The sequence below is a fragment of the Paenibacillus sp. BK033 genome (assembly GCF_004345425.1).
Taxonomy (GTDB): Bacteria; Bacillota; Bacilli; order Paenibacillales; family Paenibacillaceae; genus Pristimantibacillus.
Map to the genome: position 1 here is coordinate 362,901 of NZ_SLVP01000004.1, position 16,133 is coordinate 379,033.

Sequence of the window (16,133 nt, forward strand, 5' to 3'; positions counted from 1 at the left end):
TCGCGTGGCCGTGTTAGAAAAGTATTTGGCAGCGGTACTTACTCTATTTTTCGGTGTTTGGCGGGTTAGAGTTTAGTTCTGAGACAATTCTCATCCTTGGCAATCCGCTAATTACTAGCGATGTTCAAAATCTGTTCATAGAAGAGGGATACAATGGAGGGGTAATTGAAATTCCTGAATAGAAAGGCGGTATATCATGCGAAGAAGCAAAGCAATCGCGGCAAGCCTGATGGCGCTGACCCTTGCGCTTGGCGGGGGATTGGCTTACGCGGCCGGCTCCGACTCGTCGGCGTCGGCTTCAGCGGCAATGTCATCGGACCAGTCGCCGGCAGGAGGGCAGCAGGATAAACACGGTAAGCTTGCCGGCAAGCGCGGCTTTATCGGACTGGCCGGTATGGAAGGTAAGCTGGCGGACTATCTGAAGCTGTCTGCCGAAGAGCTGAAGAGCAAGCTCGTGACGTCCACCTTGGCTGAGGTTGGGGCAGCCCAAGGCATCAGCCGCGAGGACTTGAAAGCGAAGCTGGTGGAGTGGATCGATGCCGCGGCAGCGGCTGCGCCGAAGAAGGATGATACGGCTGCAGGGGGTGATTCGGTCAAAAGGCTTGATAGCGCGGCGATTGCCGACAAGCTGCTTGATTCGAAAGGCTTTGCAGGCAAAGGGCAAGGGCATGGTCGTGCTTTCGCGTTTGGCGATAAAGAAGCACTCGCCAAGCTGCTTGGGTTAACGTCGGCGGAGCTTAAGGCGGCAGTGAAGGATGGTCAGACACTTGCCGCAATTGCGGACAAGCAAGGCGTAAGCGTGCAGAGCGTGATTGACCTTGAAGTAAACGCCGTGAAAGCCAAGCTTGACGAAGCACTCGAAAGCGGCAAGCTTGCGCAAGAGGAATACGACGTCAAGTTGAAAGCGGTCACGGACGAGGTAACGAAACGAGTAAACGGCGAATGGGAAGCGCCTAAGGGCGGACGCGGCGGCTTTGAGGGCGGCGCCCGTTTCGGCTTCGGCAAGCGGCAAGGTGAAGCCGGGCAGCAGGCAGCGCCATCGGCTTCAAGCTCAGCTACAGCTTAATAGAAAACGGGGTACGCACAGGTAACTGGCGTACCCCGTTTTTATCTCTGCCCCTTGGCGAGGTGTGGAGCAACGGATACGCGGGCAAAAGCAGCGCAATAAGGCGGTTTTTCCGTGTTACGGCGCCAGCCGCGCAACAGCGGCGCTCGCCAACCGCCGCAAGCGAAACCAAAAAAAGGACGGAGCAGCTTCTGCTCCGTCCTTTGCTTATTTAAGCTTTCAGCACGTCATGGTCGACGTAACGCTCGCCGTTCAGCTCGCTGATGATGTTAATCGCGACTTTGGCGCCGTCGCCTGCTGTGATAACCGCATGCACGCTGACGCCTGCAACCGTACCGGCTGCCCATACGCCTGGGATGCTGGTGCGGCCGGCGGGGTCAACATCGACCACGGTTTTGATGCGCGGCTCCGTGCCGGGCTTTGTCGCTGCGCCAATGTGCTGTGCCAGATCAACCAAAGCGCCGGTTGCCAGCAGTACATGCTTAGCTTCGTAAGTGCCTTGATCCGTTACAACGGACAAGCCGCCTTCGATTGGCGATACGCCGGTAACGGTCTCTTCTTTTAATTCTGCGCCAAGCCGGATGGCCTGCTTCTTGCCTGTATCCACAAGATCGGGGCCGCCAATCTCGGTAATGCCGTAATAGTTCTCGAACCAAGCCCGCTTGGTCATGCCTTTGTTGTTCTCGAGCAGTAACGTTTGCTTGCCTGCTTTTGCCGTAAAGATTGCTGCGCTTGCACCGGCAGGACCGGCGCCAATAACGATGATATCGTACATCATTCCAGCCTCCTACGTAACAATAATAAGTTTCACCAATATTATAAGTCCGGCCGGCAGGGACAAGCAATCGCTCCAATCTTTTCATAAAATTTTCAAAATATTGGCTGCATCTGGGTTGACTGACGACTAATCCTTTTGCTATAGTTCTACTGTCTAATAGTTCGACAGTGAAACTAATGAGTTGGAAAACGAGAGGGATATAGACATGGGGATAGACAACGATATGCTGGGGCGGATCATCCGCCGTTACGAAGGGGCGCATTTTACCGTTGAACGCAGGCTGACGGCCATGTTCCGCGATCTGATGCCGGAGGAGCTGACCTTTGAGCAGTCATCGACGCTTCGTTATTTGCGGACGGTAGGGGTATGCACCTCGACGGAGCTTGCGGATACCTTTTGCGTGGGAAAGAGCTCGATCACCGCGATAATTACGCGGTTATTCGATAAACAGCTGCTGGAGAGATTGCCGGACGAGAAGGACCGCCGCGTCACGCTGCTGCGGCTGACCGATGAAGGCATGCGGATGGCCGATGCGGTGGAGAGCAAAATCCAGGAGCTGATCGCGAAGTATTTGAAGCATTTTGACGAACGGGAAGCACTTGCGTTTATTGAGACTTATGAGAAGCTGGCCATGGTTATGTCACAACCGCCGGGAGACGGAGAGGAGTTAGAGAAAAAATGAAGACGGTAATCAAAGCAAGATGGATTCTTCTAGTTGTCTGGATTGCGGTAATGGCGGGGCTTATGCTAAGCGCGCCTAATATGCAGGATCTTGTCCGCGAGAAAGGGCAGGTAAACGTGCCGGACGGCTATTCCTCCACAATCGCCGCAGACATGGAGAAGGCCATCGGCACGAAGGACTCCGGGGGCGGCGGTGCTTCCACGGTGCTCGTCTTTCATAAAGACGGCGGGTTATCGGACGAAGACCTGGCCGGCATACAAGGCGGCATCAACAAGCTGAAGGAAGAGAAAGACGAGCTGCGCATCACTTCGCTGACGACGCATTTCGATACGCCGGAGCTGGCGAAGCAAATGGTGGCGGAGGACGGTTCCACCGTGCTGGTGCTCGTCAACGTGAACCTGGACGGAGCGGAGCTCGCGCAGGTCCGCGATCATCTGTACGACGCGCTGAAAGACGTCAAGATTGAGCATTATTACACCGGCAACTGGCTAATTTCGGAGGATGTCGTCACCAGCTCTCAGGAAGGGCTGAAGAAAACCGAATTCATTACCGTCGGTTTTATTCTTATTATTCTGTTCGTGGTGTTCCGTTCGGCAGTGGCGCCGATCGTGCCGCTTCTGACGGTTGGCTTTACTTACATGGTGACGCAGTCCATCGTTGCTTTTCTCGTCAAATACACGGACTTCCCGCTCTCCAACTTTACGCAGATATTTCTCGTTGCCGTGTTGTTCGGGATCGGGACGGACTACTGCATTTTGCTGATCAGCCGATTTAAGGAAGAGCTGTCGCACCGCGGCGGCAATATTCCGGAATCGATTGTAGCTACTTACAAAACGGCGGGCCGAACGGTTCTCTTCTCCGGCTTGGCCGTATTGGTCGGCTTCGCCTCCATTGGCTTCTCGACCTTTATTCTGTACCGCTCCGCGGTGGCGGTAGCCGTCGGGATCGCCGTGCTGCTGCTGGCCTTGTTTACGATCGTGCCGTTCTTTATGGCGACGCTTGGACCTAAGCTCTTCTGGCCTTCGAAAGGCTCGCTGGAGCATAAGCCCAGCGGCCTCTGGGGCGCGGTCGGCAGCTTCTCGCTGAAACGTCCGCTTTGGGCGCTTGTTATTTTGGCGGTGCTGGTCGTTCCGTTCCTTACGGCATACAAGGGCTCTCTGTCGTTTAACTCGCTCGACGAGATTGGCGACAAATACGATTCGGTCAAGGCGTTTAACATGATCGCGGACAGCTTTGGTCCGGGCGAATCGCTGCCAACCACGGTCGTCATGAAATCCGATGAACCGCTTGATACGTCGGACGGTCTTGCGGCGCTCGAGCAGATCAGCCGGGAGCTTGGCAAGGTTGACGGCGTAAAAGCGGTCCGCAGCGCGACGCGCCCGACTGGCGAAGCGATGGACGATTTCCTCGTGTCCGATCAGGTCGGCCAGCTTACGGACGGACTTGGCCAAAGCAATGACGGGCTTGGCAAAATCGGCTCCGGCTTATCCGATGCCAGCTCCGAGCTTAGCAAAAACGGACCAAAGCTGAACGATGCGGCCGCCGGCGCCGGCAAGCTGGTGGAAGGCACCAACGCGCTGAAGAGCGGCATCGGCCAGCTGGGTACCGGACTAAAGCAGATTGAACGCGGTCTGCAGGACGGTTCAGCCGGGGCTAAAGAATTAACGGCCGGGCTGAAGCAGGCTAAGGCAAGCGCCGATCAGCTTGCGGCGGCAAGCCGGGATTTACTGAAGGGCTATCAGCAGGCGGGCAGCGGATTAACGCAGCTTACGCGGGCCTATCAGTCGGTTGCATCCGAGCAGGCGAAGCTTGCGGACGGATTGTCGAGTCTAGAGCAAGGCATCTCGGGACTTAGCGCAACCCATCCGGAGCTTGCGGAGGATGCGGCTTACCAGCAGGCATTAAGCTCGGTGAAGCAGCTTGGTCAGCAGGCTTCCGGCCTGAGCGGGCAGCTGTCGCAGCTGAACGCGCAGCTAACCGGCGTGAGCGGCGGGCTGGACAAAGCCAATGCCGGCTATAAGCAAGCGGCTGACGGGCAAGCGGCGCTTGCGGCGGGACTCGCCAAGCTGGCAAGCGGCATTGCCGACCTGCAGAAAGGCATTGAGCAGGCGGCAAGCGGCCAAGGGCAGATCGTTTCGAAGCTGCCTGGCGTTACGCAAGGTCTGGATCAGCTGTCGAACGGACAGAAGGAGCTGCAGTCCGGCTTTACGGAGCTGAACAGCCAGCTAGGTCAACTGACGGATGGGCTGGATCAGAGCGTCGACGGCTTGTCGCAGGTAACGAACGGCTTGTCTTCGGCGAAAGGGTATCTAAATGAGCTGTCTTCCTCGCCGAACAAACAGATGACCGGTTGGTTCATCCCGGGTGAAGCGATCAAGAATGACGAGTTCCAGCAGGCGCTGAACGTTTATTTGTCCGAAGACCGCAAGTCGGCGAAGTTTGACGTCGTCTTCAGCGGCAACCCGTACGAAGAAGAAACGATGTCGCAGATTGACGATCTGGAGGCGGCAGTGGGCCGCGGCGTGCAAGGCACTCCTTTTGCCGGTCATGTGACTTACGCGGTTGGCGGCGTTTCCAGCATGAACAACGATTTGAGCAATATTTCGAACGAGGACTATTCCCGCACGGTTATGCTCATGATTATCGGCATCGCGATTATTCTCATTATCTTGTTCCGTTCCGTCATTATGCCGCTGTATATGATTGCTTCGCTGCTCGTGACGTTCTATACGTCCATGGCGATTACCGAAGTTATTTTCGTGCGGATGCTTGGACATACCGGCATCAGCTGGGCGGTTCCTTTCTTCGGCTTCGTTATGCTGGTGGCGCTGGGTATCGACTACAGCATCTTCCTGATGGACCGCTTCAAGGAGTACCGCGATCAGCTGTCTCCTGCCGAAGCGATTCTGGCGGCGATGAAAAACATGGGCACCGTCATTATGTCGGCAGCCGTTATTCTGGGCGGCACCTTTGCGGCGATGCTTCCTTCGGGGGTTATGTCGCTCCTGCAGATTGCCACAATCGTGCTCTGCGGCCTGTTCCTGTACGCGCTGGTGATGCTGCCGCTGTTCATTCCGGTTATGGTGCGGGTGTTCGGCAAAGCGAACTACTGGCCGTTTATGAAGTCCGATGAGGAATACGTGCCGGCGGGACGCGAGGTCCATACTCATTCGAAAGAGATGTAAAAAAGAGCGGCTGCGCCGGGATAACCCTAGCGCAGCCGCCATTTTATAGGGGAAGGCTTCCGCTGCTCGCGTACATTCATTGTACAGAATACAACATATTGGCCTTATGAGCCCAGTAATCGGTAATATCCTGCACGGAATGCAGCATAATGGCCCAAACTAATCTATTATGACTTAAATCGGTGAAATATCCTGCACTCCATGCAATATAATGCTTTAGACCATCCGATATTGGGCAAATATACTGTATTTCGTGCAGGGGAGTTCGGCTGACCACGACCACGGATAATTTGAATAGCTTGCCCCAAACGGTGGACATGACCGGATAATGAACTCCAGCCTGGCTAACCACAACAGGAGCCCTCCCATCGCTCAAAATGACGCATGGGAGGGCTTCTGATCTTCTTCTTAGATATGCGCCAGCACCGTGCCGCCGTAAACAAAGGCGATACAGATGACGATTGCGGGATGGATCTTTTTGCGCTCCATCAGCCAGTAAGCCACGGCCGCAATGCCAAGCGTCTGCCACAGGTTGGTGGAATGGATCGACGTATCGACCATCTGCCAGGTGAGCAGCACCATCATGATGGCGACAACCGGCTGAACAAGCAAGGTCATCCCCTTTACAATCGGGGATTGGCGGTGCTTCTGCAGCAGCTTAAGCAGGAAAATCAGCGCTACGGCGGAAGGGATGATCGTAGCCGCAAGCGCAACGACTAGGCCCGGCCAGCCGGCAACGTCATAGCCGATAAACGCGGCGATCTTGGTTGCGATTGGTCCGGGCAAGGCGTTGCCGAGCGCAAGGATATTCGAGAATTCGGCGTCGTTCGTCCAGCCGTAATGCGTAACGATCTGGTTGTACATAAGCGGGATGGACGCAGGGCCGCCGCCATACCCAAGCACGTTGGCAACGAAGAAGCCGATAATAAGGTCAAGCCAGTCCATTAATCGCTGCCTCCTTCAGAGCGTGCGCGCAGTTTGTTTCTTCGCTTGGCAACCCAGCCGGCCGCTTTGAAATGGACGGCTCCGTACGCAAGAAAGGCGACGATAACGATTGCGTCTTCAATATTAATAATTTGCAGAAGGAGAAAGGCAACCGCAAACATGGCGAAGCCCATCCATTTGCCAAGCCCTTTGACGGCGCGGTTCGCAAATTCGTAAGCCATGACGCCAAGCATAACGGCAATGACCGGAATAACCGCGGAGATCATCCCTTGTATGACGGCCGAACCGCTCAAATATTGCACCACCGACAGCAGCGCGATCATCGCGATGGCCGAAGGCAGGATGTGGGCCAGAACGGAAACGACGGCGCCAAGCCAGCCCTTGCGGCGGTAGCCGAGATAAGCGGCCATTTTGGTGGCGATAGGTCCCGGGAGAGCGTTAGCCAGCGCCAAAATCTCGGCGAATTCATCATCCTCGATCCAATGATAGCGGGTAACGGCCTCATAACGGATTAGCGGAATAACCGACGGTCCGCCGCCATAGCCTAATACACCGGTTTTGACCATGGCCCATGCGATGTGGCCGTAGTCGGTTAAACCGGAAGGCCTTCCGGTCCGGGGCGGGCTCTTGCCCGGCTCCAAAGACGTTGTTGTTTCCATATTACAGCCTCATTCCCATCCGACTTTTGTATCGGTTAATCAGTACCTGGCAGTCGACGCCCATAATGCCGGGCAGCGGATACAGCTTCTCCCGCATAAAGGTCTCCATCTCCTGATTGCTCGCGAACAGTCCGTGCATATGCAGCTTGCTTGGGCCGGTCATATGATACAGGCTGGTCACAACCGGTTCGTCGGCTAAGCGGTCCGCCGCTTCATGAAGATACTTGGGCTCTACCTCCACGTTAAAAAAAGCGCTGACCGTAATGCCGATCTTCTCCGGATTAATAACGGCGGTGAATCGCTCGATGACGCCCTCTTCCATTAACGTATTGATGCGGGCCTGCACCGCGACGCGGGATAAGCCGATGTCTTTGGCCAGGTCGGTGTAAGAAATTCTGCCGTTCTGATGCAGGGCGGAAATGATTTTGCGATCGATTTCGTCGATCTGCACGTTCTCGATTGGACTTGAAGTGCGGTGCTGCATGTTTAGTCTATCTCCTCTCTAATGCTCCTGTATATGCAAAAGGTATGTAAAATCGAAAGATTCATTACCATATGCATAAATATATAGCGTTTTTTGTTCATCATCAACAAAAAAAGAGGGGTCGGCTTTCTTTTCCGTTGCCGGAGGCATGGGGGCGTGTTATGTTGAATCTATAATGTTAGTAAACCTGACTTGCGAGGTGGCATGGGGATGAAGAAGCCGGTTACGGGTACGAAAGCGATGGTTGTAAGTCCGCATCATTTGGCAACGGCGGCAGGCGCTCGCGTATTGGAGCGGGGAGGCAACGCGTTTGACGCTGCGGTTGCGGTCAGCGCTTGTCTGGCGGTTGTCTATCCGCATATGACGGGCGTTGGGGGAGATGCTTTTTTCCTCTCCTATCACGCTTCGGACGGGGAAGTGCGGGCTTACAACGCAAGCGGCCGGTCGGGAGGCGAAGCAGCCATTGAAGCTTTTGCAGGCGCGGAGGCGATTCCGACAAGAGGACCCCGCAGCGCCATTACGGTGCCCGGCATGGTCGACGGCTGGCATGCGGTGCAGAACCGGTACGGCCGCTTAACGTTTGCGGAAGTGCTGGAGCCGGCGATTTCGTATGCGTCGGAGGGCTTCCCGATGTCACCCGATCAATATGAACACACCAAGCAGCATGCCGGTATGCTGGGGGAGCATCCGGCTACGGCTGCGATCTATATGCCGGGCGGGCGAGTAATACCTGCCGGAGAAAGGTTTGTCCAGTCAAAGCTGGCGGCAACCTTAAGCGCCATTGCGGAAAAAGGAAGGGACGGCTTCTATCACGGTGAAGTAGCCGCGGAGATTGTCCGGTTCCTCCAAGCCGAAGGCGGGCTGCTGACGGAGGACGATTTCGCGCAGCATAGCGGGGAATGGGCGGAGCCCATCCGCGGTTCTTACCGCGGTTACGAACTTTATCAGGTGCCGCCGAATTCGCAGGGCTTCACCGGAATAATGGCTTTGCAAATCCTTGAACGGTTTGATCTGGCGGCTATGGGGCATGGCTCTTACGAGTATTATCATGTGCTGACGGAGGCGCTGAAGCTGAGCTTCCGCGACCGGAACCGGTATTTGACGGATCCCGCCTTCTCGGCTGTTCCGCTTGACCGGCTGCTCAGCAAGGAATACGCGGCAGAGCTTGCGGCGTCGATTAAGAGGGAGGCTGCCGCGGACATTAACAGCCAGCCCGTTGGCAGCGATACCGCTTATGCGGCTGTTGTCGATGAGGACGGCAATGCGGTTTCATTTATCCAAAGCTTGTATTTCGAGTTTGGCTCGGGCGTTGTCGCGGGTAATACCGGCGTGCTGCTGCAGAACCGCGGCTCGTTCTTCTCGCTTGATCCGAGCCATATCAACCGGCTGGAGCCGCGCAAGCGGACCTTCCATACGCTTATGCCGGCAATGGCTTGCCTGAACGGCAAACCGGGCTTTTTGTACGGCACGCAGGGCGGGGAAGGACAGCCGCAGACGCAGACGCTTATGCTGACGCGGATGATCGACTTCGGCATGAATCCGCAGCAGGCGGTCAGCGAACCGCGTTTTGTATGGGGACGCACTTGGGGAGCGCCAACGCAGGAGCTGAAGCTCGAAGGACGGATTTCGGAAGAGACAGCCGAGAAGCTGGAGGAGGCGGGGCATCTTGTCCGCAGGCTACCCGATTTCGACGGGATAATGGGGCATGCCCATGCCATAGCGATAAGCAAGGACGGTCTGCTGAGCGGCGGCGCCGATCCGCGCTGCGACGGTTCGGCCATCGGCTGGTAGCCGAATTGCTGGATAGAGAGGGAGGGATTATTCCATGATCGATACGTACAACGCGTTTGTGCAGCCGGAGCTGGAGCTACCGCCCACCGGGGAGGGAGCGCTTAGCGGCCTGACATTTGCCGTAAAGGATGTATTTGCGATAAAAGGGTACGCGAGCGGGGCCGGCAATCCGGATTGGCAACGTACGCATTCGCCTTGGGAGAAGACGGCCTCCTCGATTAGCAAGCTGCTTGCATCGGGTGCCCGTTTGACCGGCACAACTCATACCGATGAATTGATGTACAGCATTAACGGTCAAAACGAACATTACGGCACGCCGGTTAATCCGAAGGCGCCGGACCGCATTCCGGGCGGCTCGTCCAGCGGCTCGGCGGTTGCGGTGGCGGCGGGCGCCGTCGACTTCGCGCTTGGCACGGATACGGGCGGCTCGGTCCGCGTGCCCGCCGCTTATTGCGGAATATACGGGTTCCGGCCGACGCATAACTTTGTGTCCATTGACGGAGTTATTCCGCTCGCCCCAAGCTATGATACCGTCGGCTGGATGGCAAGGGACATCTCTCTGCTGCGCCAGGTGGGAGGGGTCTTGTTAGCCGAGACTAACGATGAGGAAGCGCTGCGGCATGATTTTCGCAGGCTGATCTTTGCCGAGGAAGCGTGGGAGAAGGCGGAGCCTTCCTGCCGCAAGGCGCTGGAGAGCGTCTGCATACAGCTTGTACAGACGGAAGGCATGACGCAGGAGTGGCGATCGGTCGCGCCGGAGGGTCTGGAAGCCTGGAGCCATGCGTTCCGCACGACGCAAGGGCGGGAAATCTGGCAGACGCATGGCGAATGGATCGTCCGGGAGAAGCCGGTATTTGGCGAGAGCATCGGCGCGAGATTTGCTTCGGCAAGCACGATATCGGACGCGGAAGCCGACAGGGACGGAGTGCTCCGAAGGGCTGTCGGGGAACGGCTGCGGGAGCTTCTTGGCGCTGACGGACTGCTCGTCATACCGACGATTCCGGGCACCGCGCCTAGCCGGACCATACATGGACCTGCCGTGGAGGAACGCCGGTTCCGCACGATGCAGCTGTCCTGCATAGCAGGGCTGTCGGGGCTTCCGCAGGTCACGATTCCGGCAGGCGAGGTTGAAGGGGCTCCTATCGCGCTGTCGGTTATAGCGGGCGCGAAGCAGGACCTTAACCTGCTGCGCTGGGCGGAACAATTCGAGAAGGGGCGGTAGGCGATGAAGCTGGCGACGATTGTGCATGACGGTGTAGAGCAGGGCAGCATAGCTGTGCCCGAAGGATATGTTACGCTGGCGGAGCTGAATCGCGGCACGGGAGCAGACTGGCCGACGGATGTATTTGGCCTGATTGCAAGCGGCCGGTTGAAGGAGCTAACGGCCTGGTATAACGAAGGCGGCCAAGAGAGATTGGCCGCATTGCCGGTCATTCCGGCTGGGCAAGCAAGCCCAGCGCCGCTTTACCGCCATCCCCGCAAAATATGGGGAATCGGCATGAATTACACGGCGGACGCGAGCCAGCTTGCTGCTCTTCGGGAAGAGGAGCCGGTCAGCTTCATGAAGCCGGATACGTCCATAATCGGGAGCGGCGAGGATATTGTGCTGCCTGCCCAATCCGAGCGGGTGACGGCCGAAGCGGAGCTGGCGATTATTATCGGCCGGACATGCCGGAACGTATCGGAGGATGAAGCGCTGCTCGCTATCGCGGGTTTTGCGGCGGCAATCGATACGACGGCGGCGGACATTCATGCCCGGCATATGCGGTATTTGACCCGGGCGAAAAGCTTTGACACGTTCTTTACCTTTGGCTCCGAGCTGATTACGCCGGATGAGGCGGGAGAGCTGATGGAGCTTCAGGTGGAGACGTGGCATAACGGCGGGCTGGCGCATGCGGCCAAGCTGGCGAATATGATTTTTCCGCCTGCCTACCTGATTGACTTCCACTCGCAGGTAATGACGCTGCTGCCGGGAGACGTTATTCTGACCGGTACGCCGGGCGCCGCCGTCCTTCGGAGCGGCGATGTCGTCGAGTGCCGCATCCAGGGTCTGTCGCCGCTGCGGAGCGGGGTTCGTTAAACGCTTGCTTGCAAGCCTCAAGTCCGGTTTAGTATGATTTAGGTTGCATATGGGGACGAATGAGTAGTGGAACCATATGCCAATCGCTGAAACGGAGAGGGAGTTACTGATGAGCCAAATACTTGTGATGTTCACCGGCGGAACAATCGGCAGCAAAAACGATAACGGCGCGATTTCGGTGAATGAAGCGGGCTCTTACCATTTGATTGATGCTTACATGGCGAGCGAGCTGAAGCGGGAAGCGGACCTTGAAACGGTTCAACCGATGAATATATTGAGCGAAAATATCGTGCCGTCGGACTGGAATACATTGATCTCGGCGATCAGGGCCGTCGATCAATCCAAATACGACGGCATTATTGTGACGCATGGCTCGGATACGCTTGCCTTTTCGGCGGCGCTTCTCAGCTTTGTTTTGTGCGACCTGACGATCCCGCTGGTCCTTGTAGCCAGCAACTATCCGCTTGGCGATGAGCGGGCAAACGGACTGAGCAATTTCGCCGCGGCAGTAGACTTTATTTCGGAGGATGCGGCCCCCGGCGTATTTGTCATTTACCGCAATGACAAAGGGGAATCGGTCGTTTATCTCGGCAGCCGCATTACGCAATGCGAGTCGTTCACCGACCAGTTCGACAGTCCTTACAGCGTGCCTTACGGCACCATGACCGGCGGAAGATTGGTCCGTTACGACCATCCGTTCAATCCAACCCATGAGGAGCTGCGCGCGCGCCAGCCGGAGAGCAGTCCATGGCTGGAGGACGGCGAAGGCATCCAGTCCGGCATGCTGTATATCCGTCCTTTTCCGGGGCTGAATTATTCGTATTACGATTTCTCCGTACATAAACCAAAGGCCGTGCTGCATGACCTGTTCCACTCCGGAACGGCCAATGCAAGCGGGGCGGATTCCCATTCTCTTCTGCAGTTTGCCGAGTATTGCGCGGAGCATGGCGTCGACCTGTATCTATGCCCGCTTAAGGACAGCAGCGAAGCGATGTATGCTTCGTCTATCCGCCTGCTGGAGGCGGGAGCGGTCTTTATCGAGAACATGTCCGTCGAAGCCGCGCTTATGAAGCTGACGTTGGCTTACTCGCTGCCGCTCGGCAGAGAAGAGATTCATTCCTTTGTTATGGAGCAGCCGCTGTTCTTCGAATTTGTGGCTAATCGTGGTAAACTTGGCGTATAAAACGTTTTCGAGGAGAGGTGTTCATTTATGGCGCAAGTGCAAGCAGGACAAGCGGTACCGGATTTCACTCTGCCGGCTTCAACTGGAGGCAATATTTCGCTGTCCGACTACAAGGGCAAAAAGCTGGTGATTTATTTCTATCCGAAGGATAATACGCCGGGCTGCACGGTGGAGTCCTGCGATTTCCGCGATTACAACGGGCAGTTCAAATCGTATAACACGGAAGTGATCGGCATCAGCCCGGACGACCTGGCGTCGCATGATACCTTCATTAACGACTTCCAGCTTCCTTTTCCGCTGCTGGCCGATACGGAGCATGAAGTATCCGAGTTGTTCGGCGTCTGGAAGGAGCGGTCCTGGAACGGCGAAACGTTCATGGGAATCGAGCGCTCGACGTTCATGATCGACGAGAACGGCGTACTGGCGCGCGAATGGCGCAGCGTATCGGTAGACGGCCACGTTCTTGAAGTGCTCGAAGCGGTAAAATAACAATAAGAAAAGCCTCCAAATCCACGAACGGTGGAGATGGAGGCTTCTTATTTGGGCGTTATGTATTAACGCTGGAAAAATTCGATCCGTTCGCCTTCCGGTCCGCTGATGAAGAAGTAACGGTAGCCGTTAGGCAGCGTTGTAATATCCTCGTCGATGAACGTTACGCTTGTCTCCTTCAAACGTGCGAATTCGGCATCCACATCGTCCACATGAATCGCGAAGTGGTGAACGCGGCCTTCAACGGGCAGCTCGCCGTTGTAATGCTGGACTAATTCGATTTCCGTCTCGTCGGAATCCCCGAAGCCAAGGAAAGCCAGTTCAATAACGCCGTTTGTATGAGTCAGACGGCCTTTCAGGGTCAATCCCACAAACTCCTCGTAGAAGCGGATGGTTGCTTCCATATCCCTTACCATGATTCCAACGTGATCGACGCGTTTGCGTGCCATTTGCATTGCTCCTTCTCCTCTAGGTTGACCCCATCATAGGCATTCATTCTTTCGTTGTCAAGCAACGGGAGGAAGAGTATAATGAGAAATAATTCCAAGTAAGTAAATAGGTATTCTATGATAAAAATCGCCGGATAAAAGGAGGCAGGAGGATGGAAACAAGAAGGCTGGGCGCAAGCGAGCTGTACCCGTCGGTTATTGGTTTCGGAGCATGGGCTGCGGGCCGGAACGGCTGGGGACATGTAGAGGAGGAGGAGATCCGGCAGGCGATAGATCGAGCCCTTGATCTCGGGATTACCTTTTTCGATACGGCTCCGGTATACGGATTCGGGGAATCGGAGAGAGTCCTGGGAAAAGCGCTTAGGTCCGTACGGGATAAAGTGATTATTGCCACCAAATGCGGTCTTGTCTGGGATGACCGTTACCAGGTCGATATCGACTTGTCCGGAGCAAGCCTTATCCGCGAGGTGGACGACAGTCTCCTTCGGCTCGATACCGATTATATCGATCTTTACCAGGTGCATTGGCCGGATCCTAAAGGCAAGGTGCCCATCGAGGAGACATTTTCGGTTCTGAACGGGCTTGTCCAGGCGGGTAAAATCCGCAGCATCGGCGTATCGAATTTCTCCGTTCATCAGCTTGTGGCGGCGCAGTCCGTTGCACCCGTCGTCTCGCTTCAATCTCCGTACAACCTGCTGCAAAGGCAAGTCGAGTATGCCGAGCTTCCTTATTCCGAGAAACAGCAGCTGGGCTTTATCCCGTACAGTCCTTTGGCGCAAGGGCTGCTCACCGGCAAGTTCAACGAGGTAACGAAGTTCCGGGATGACGATATCCGCTCCTACGGCAATCACCTCTACAAGCGCGGTCAGTTCGAGGGGAATGTGCTCAAGGTGGAGCTGCTGCAAGGAATCGCAAGGTCCATCGGCAAGCCGCTTAGCCAGATTGCGATCAATTGGCTGCTCTATAATAAGGCGGTTACAACGGTTATCGCCGGCGCCAAGACGGCTGCCCAGGTACAGGAAAATGCCGCCGCTTCCCGCTGGAAGCTGACCCGCGAGGATTACGAGCAGATCAGCCGCTTGTTTGAACCGGATTCTTCATACGTCATTTAACAGAAGAGGCTTGCGGATATCCGCAAGCCTTCTTCCTTTTTATTCCGCGATTTCGTCAGTGCCGGATGCGTCATCCGCATCGGAAGCAAACAGATAGATTTTCCAGCTGTTGTCTTCCATTTTCTTCAGCAGGTAGTAGCCGTCTCTAGGAACCGTCTGCGTTTGCGTATCGGCGTCGGTTTGGCCTTTAACCGTTACTTTGTACGTGCTGCCTGTTGCATGAATGGTGGCGAAACGGTCTGTTTTCAATTCGATCTCATACTTTTGCGGAGTCAGCTTTTCCAAAGTAAGGGTGTAGCCTTCCTTGGCCAGCTCCGAATAATCCTGATATTCAAAAGCGCTCTCGGCTTTAGCGTAACCCGTCATGTATTTATCCAGAACGTCGCCAAGCTTAGCGAAGTCCTGCGAGTTAACAACCTCGGCTTCTTGTTTCTCGTATTCATCAATCAAAGCGGTAAGCGTCGCGTCTTCCGGCAGATTGCCCGCTTGCAGATCCAGCGCGCGTTGAACCATTACGACAGCTTCCGCGCGGGTTGCGTTAGCGTATGGTTTAAACGTTGTTGCAGTAGCGCCGCGAACGATGCCCGCTTGGCTAGCTTTTGCAATGAACGGAGTTGCAAAGTATTCCGGTACGTCGGAGAAGGTCTTCGCTTCGCCTTCAAACTTGACGGAGGATTCGAATGCGCGAACGACCATTGTAGCGATTTCGCCGCGTTTGATCAATTCGTTTGGACCAAAGGTCGTCTCGGTCAGACCGTTAACGATACCGAGGGAGCTGGCGATGCGAATCGGCTCGGAGAACCATTTGCCGGCAGGAACGTCAGCGAAGGTTTTTCCTGTATCGGTTGTAGTCAAGCCAAGCGCGCGAACCAGAATGGCCACGAATTCCGCACGGCTGACGGACAGATCCGGTTTAATCATCGTATTGCCTTCCGAATCAAGGGTGCCTTTAAGCAAATCGGCATTAACGAAGTTGTCGAGCTCGTCATAAGCCCAGTGATCGTCGATATCACCCGGGAAGTATGTGCTCAGCGTGTCTTCCGCGGACGCAGCGTTTGCCGTGGAAGCTTGAAACGGAAGCGCGAGCAGCACAAAGGCCGCCAGGAAAACAATAAAACTACGGGAAAAAGTTTTCATTTCATATTCCTCTCTTATGTAAGAATTTTGTAAATTGACCCTTATTGATACTATCAGATGAGAGAGAATTGTACTAGAGAAATTTAGTGGATT

General features: G+C 55.6%; 15 protein-coding genes. 9 read left to right on the forward strand and 6 right to left on the reverse strand.

Going from position 1 to position 16,133, the window contains the following annotated elements; genetic code table 11:
* Positions 1 to 196 precede the first annotated feature (196 nt).
* Positions 197 to 1,066 carry a hypothetical protein gene (locus EV294_RS16515; protein ID WP_132308657.1) on the forward strand — a complete coding sequence of 290 codons (870 nt, stop codon included), beginning with the start codon at positions 197 to 199 and terminating at the stop codon, positions 1,064 to 1,066.
* 211 nt (positions 1,067 to 1,277) lie between these two features.
* On the opposite strand, the gene EV294_RS16520 is transcribed toward EV294_RS16515, so the two are convergent.
* Positions 1,278 to 1,841: an FAD-dependent oxidoreductase gene (locus tag EV294_RS16520; protein ID WP_132308961.1), complete on the reverse strand. Its 564-nt coding sequence runs from the start codon at positions 1,839 to 1,841 to the stop codon at positions 1,278 to 1,280.
* 208 nt (positions 1,842 to 2,049) lie between these two features.
* Between EV294_RS16520 and EV294_RS16525 the strand changes: the two genes are divergently transcribed.
* Together EV294_RS16525 and EV294_RS16530 are read left to right on the forward strand one after the other, a co-directional pair.
* Positions 2,050 to 2,526 carry a MarR family winged helix-turn-helix transcriptional regulator gene (locus EV294_RS16525; protein ID WP_207918156.1) on the forward strand — a complete coding sequence of 159 codons (477 nt, stop codon included), beginning with the start codon at positions 2,050 to 2,052 and terminating at the stop codon, positions 2,524 to 2,526.
* Positions 2,523 to 5,711 (forward strand): MMPL family transporter, encoded by a 3,189-nt coding sequence (locus EV294_RS16530; RefSeq protein ID WP_132308659.1) that lies wholly within the window; start codon positions 2,523 to 2,525, stop codon positions 5,709 to 5,711. The genes EV294_RS16525 and EV294_RS16530 overlap by 4 nt, the downstream gene beginning before the upstream one ends.
* 408 nt (positions 5,712 to 6,119) lie before the next feature.
* Here EV294_RS16530 and chrA read toward each other — a convergent pair whose 3' ends face one another.
* Genes chrA through chrS form a run of 3 tightly spaced genes read right to left on the reverse strand, consistent with a single transcriptional unit; the run spans position 6,120 to position 7,799 of the window.
* Positions 6,120 to 6,656, reverse strand: a complete 537-nt coding sequence (chrA, locus tag EV294_RS16535) for a chromate efflux transporter ChrA (protein ID WP_132308661.1) — start codon at positions 6,654 to 6,656, stop codon at positions 6,120 to 6,122.
* Positions 6,656 to 7,315, reverse strand: a complete 660-nt coding sequence (gene chrB / locus EV294_RS16540) for a chromate efflux transporter ChrB (RefSeq protein WP_481856076.1) — start codon at positions 7,313 to 7,315, stop codon at positions 6,656 to 6,658. The genes chrA and chrB overlap by 1 nt, the downstream gene beginning before the upstream one ends.
* Position 7,316: 1 nt before the next feature.
* A complete protein-coding gene (gene chrS, locus EV294_RS16545; RefSeq protein ID WP_132308663.1) occupies positions 7,317 to 7,799 on the reverse strand; it encodes a chromate efflux transcriptional regulator ChrS in 483 nt (160 codons plus the stop codon).
* Positions 7,800 to 8,009: 210 nt separating this feature from the next.
* Here chrS and ggt point away from each other — a divergent pair, with 210 nt between their 5' ends.
* From ggt to bcp, 5 genes are all read left to right on the forward strand, one after another.
* Positions 8,010 to 9,590: a gamma-glutamyltransferase gene (ggt, locus tag EV294_RS16550; RefSeq protein WP_132308665.1), complete on the forward strand. Its 1,581-nt coding sequence runs from the start codon at positions 8,010 to 8,012 to the stop codon at positions 9,588 to 9,590.
* Between the two features lie 34 nt (positions 9,591 to 9,624).
* A complete protein-coding gene (locus EV294_RS16555; RefSeq protein ID WP_132308668.1) occupies positions 9,625 to 10,812 on the forward strand; it encodes an amidase in 1,188 nt (395 codons plus the stop codon).
* 3 nt (positions 10,813 to 10,815) lie between these two features.
* On the forward strand, positions 10,816 to 11,670 hold the full coding sequence (locus tag EV294_RS16560) for a fumarylacetoacetate hydrolase family protein (RefSeq protein ID WP_132308670.1): 855 nt from the start codon (positions 10,816 to 10,818) through the stop codon (positions 11,668 to 11,670).
* Between the two features lie 109 nt (positions 11,671 to 11,779).
* Positions 11,780 to 12,853, forward strand: a complete 1,074-nt coding sequence (locus EV294_RS16565) for an asparaginase (RefSeq protein ID WP_165930702.1) — start codon at positions 11,780 to 11,782, stop codon at positions 12,851 to 12,853.
* A 27-nt stretch (positions 12,854 to 12,880) separates the two neighbouring features.
* Complete coding sequence (gene bcp, locus EV294_RS16570; protein ID WP_132308674.1) at positions 12,881 to 13,342, forward strand: thioredoxin-dependent thiol peroxidase; 462 nt, start codon at positions 12,881 to 12,883, stop codon at positions 13,340 to 13,342.
* A 65-nt stretch (positions 13,343 to 13,407) separates the two neighbouring features.
* On the opposite strand, the gene EV294_RS16575 is transcribed toward bcp, so the two are convergent.
* Positions 13,408 to 13,791 (reverse strand): VOC family protein, encoded by a 384-nt coding sequence (locus EV294_RS16575; RefSeq protein WP_164775512.1) that lies wholly within the window; start codon positions 13,789 to 13,791, stop codon positions 13,408 to 13,410.
* A 152-nt stretch (positions 13,792 to 13,943) separates the two neighbouring features.
* Here EV294_RS16575 and EV294_RS16580 point away from each other — a divergent pair, with 152 nt between their 5' ends.
* Entirely contained in the window at positions 13,944 to 14,903 is a 960-nt protein-coding gene (locus EV294_RS16580; RefSeq protein ID WP_132308676.1) for an aldo/keto reductase, read from the forward strand.
* 39 nt (positions 14,904 to 14,942) lie between these two features.
* On the opposite strand, the gene EV294_RS16585 is transcribed toward EV294_RS16580, so the two are convergent.
* Complete coding sequence (locus EV294_RS16585; RefSeq protein ID WP_132308678.1) at positions 14,943 to 16,040, reverse strand: S-layer homology domain-containing protein; 1,098 nt, start codon at positions 16,038 to 16,040, stop codon at positions 14,943 to 14,945.
* Between the last annotated feature and the right edge of the window lie 93 nt (positions 16,041 to 16,133).

Coding starts and splice junctions, on each gene's coding strand:
- ggt (WP_132308665.1), top strand. CDS start 8,010: ATGAAGAAGCCGGTTACGGGTACGAAAGCGATGGTTGTAAGTCCGCAT.
- EV294_RS16575 (WP_164775512.1), bottom strand. CDS start 13,791: ATGGCACGCAAACGCGTCGATCACGTTGGAATCATGGTAAGGGATATG.
- EV294_RS16585 (WP_132308678.1), bottom strand. CDS start 16,040: ATGAAAACTTTTTCCCGTAGTTTTATTGTTTTCCTGGCGGCCTTTGTG.
- EV294_RS16555 (WP_132308668.1), top strand. CDS start 9,625: ATGATCGATACGTACAACGCGTTTGTGCAGCCGGAGCTGGAGCTACCG.
- EV294_RS16560 (WP_132308670.1), top strand. CDS start 10,816: ATGAAGCTGGCGACGATTGTGCATGACGGTGTAGAGCAGGGCAGCATA.
- bcp (WP_132308674.1), top strand. CDS start 12,881: ATGGCGCAAGTGCAAGCAGGACAAGCGGTACCGGATTTCACTCTGCCG.
- chrS (WP_132308663.1), bottom strand. CDS start 7,799: ATGCAGCACCGCACTTCAAGTCCAATCGAGAACGTGCAGATCGACGAA.
- EV294_RS16565 (WP_165930702.1), top strand. CDS start 11,780: ATGAGCCAAATACTTGTGATGTTCACCGGCGGAACAATCGGCAGCAAA.
- chrB (WP_481856076.1), bottom strand. CDS start 7,315: ATGGAAACAACAACGTCTTTGGAGCCGGGCAAGAGCCCGCCCCGGACC.
- EV294_RS16515 (WP_132308657.1), top strand. CDS start 197: ATGCGAAGAAGCAAAGCAATCGCGGCAAGCCTGATGGCGCTGACCCTT.
- EV294_RS16520 (WP_132308961.1), bottom strand. CDS start 1,841: ATGTACGATATCATCGTTATTGGCGCCGGTCCTGCCGGTGCAAGCGCA.
- chrA (WP_132308661.1), bottom strand. CDS start 6,656: ATGGACTGGCTTGACCTTATTATCGGCTTCTTCGTTGCCAACGTGCTT.
- EV294_RS16530 (WP_132308659.1), top strand. CDS start 2,523: ATGAAGACGGTAATCAAAGCAAGATGGATTCTTCTAGTTGTCTGGATT.
- EV294_RS16580 (WP_132308676.1), top strand. CDS start 13,944: ATGGAAACAAGAAGGCTGGGCGCAAGCGAGCTGTACCCGTCGGTTATT.
- EV294_RS16525 (WP_207918156.1), top strand. CDS start 2,050: ATGGGGATAGACAACGATATGCTGGGGCGGATCATCCGCCGTTACGAA.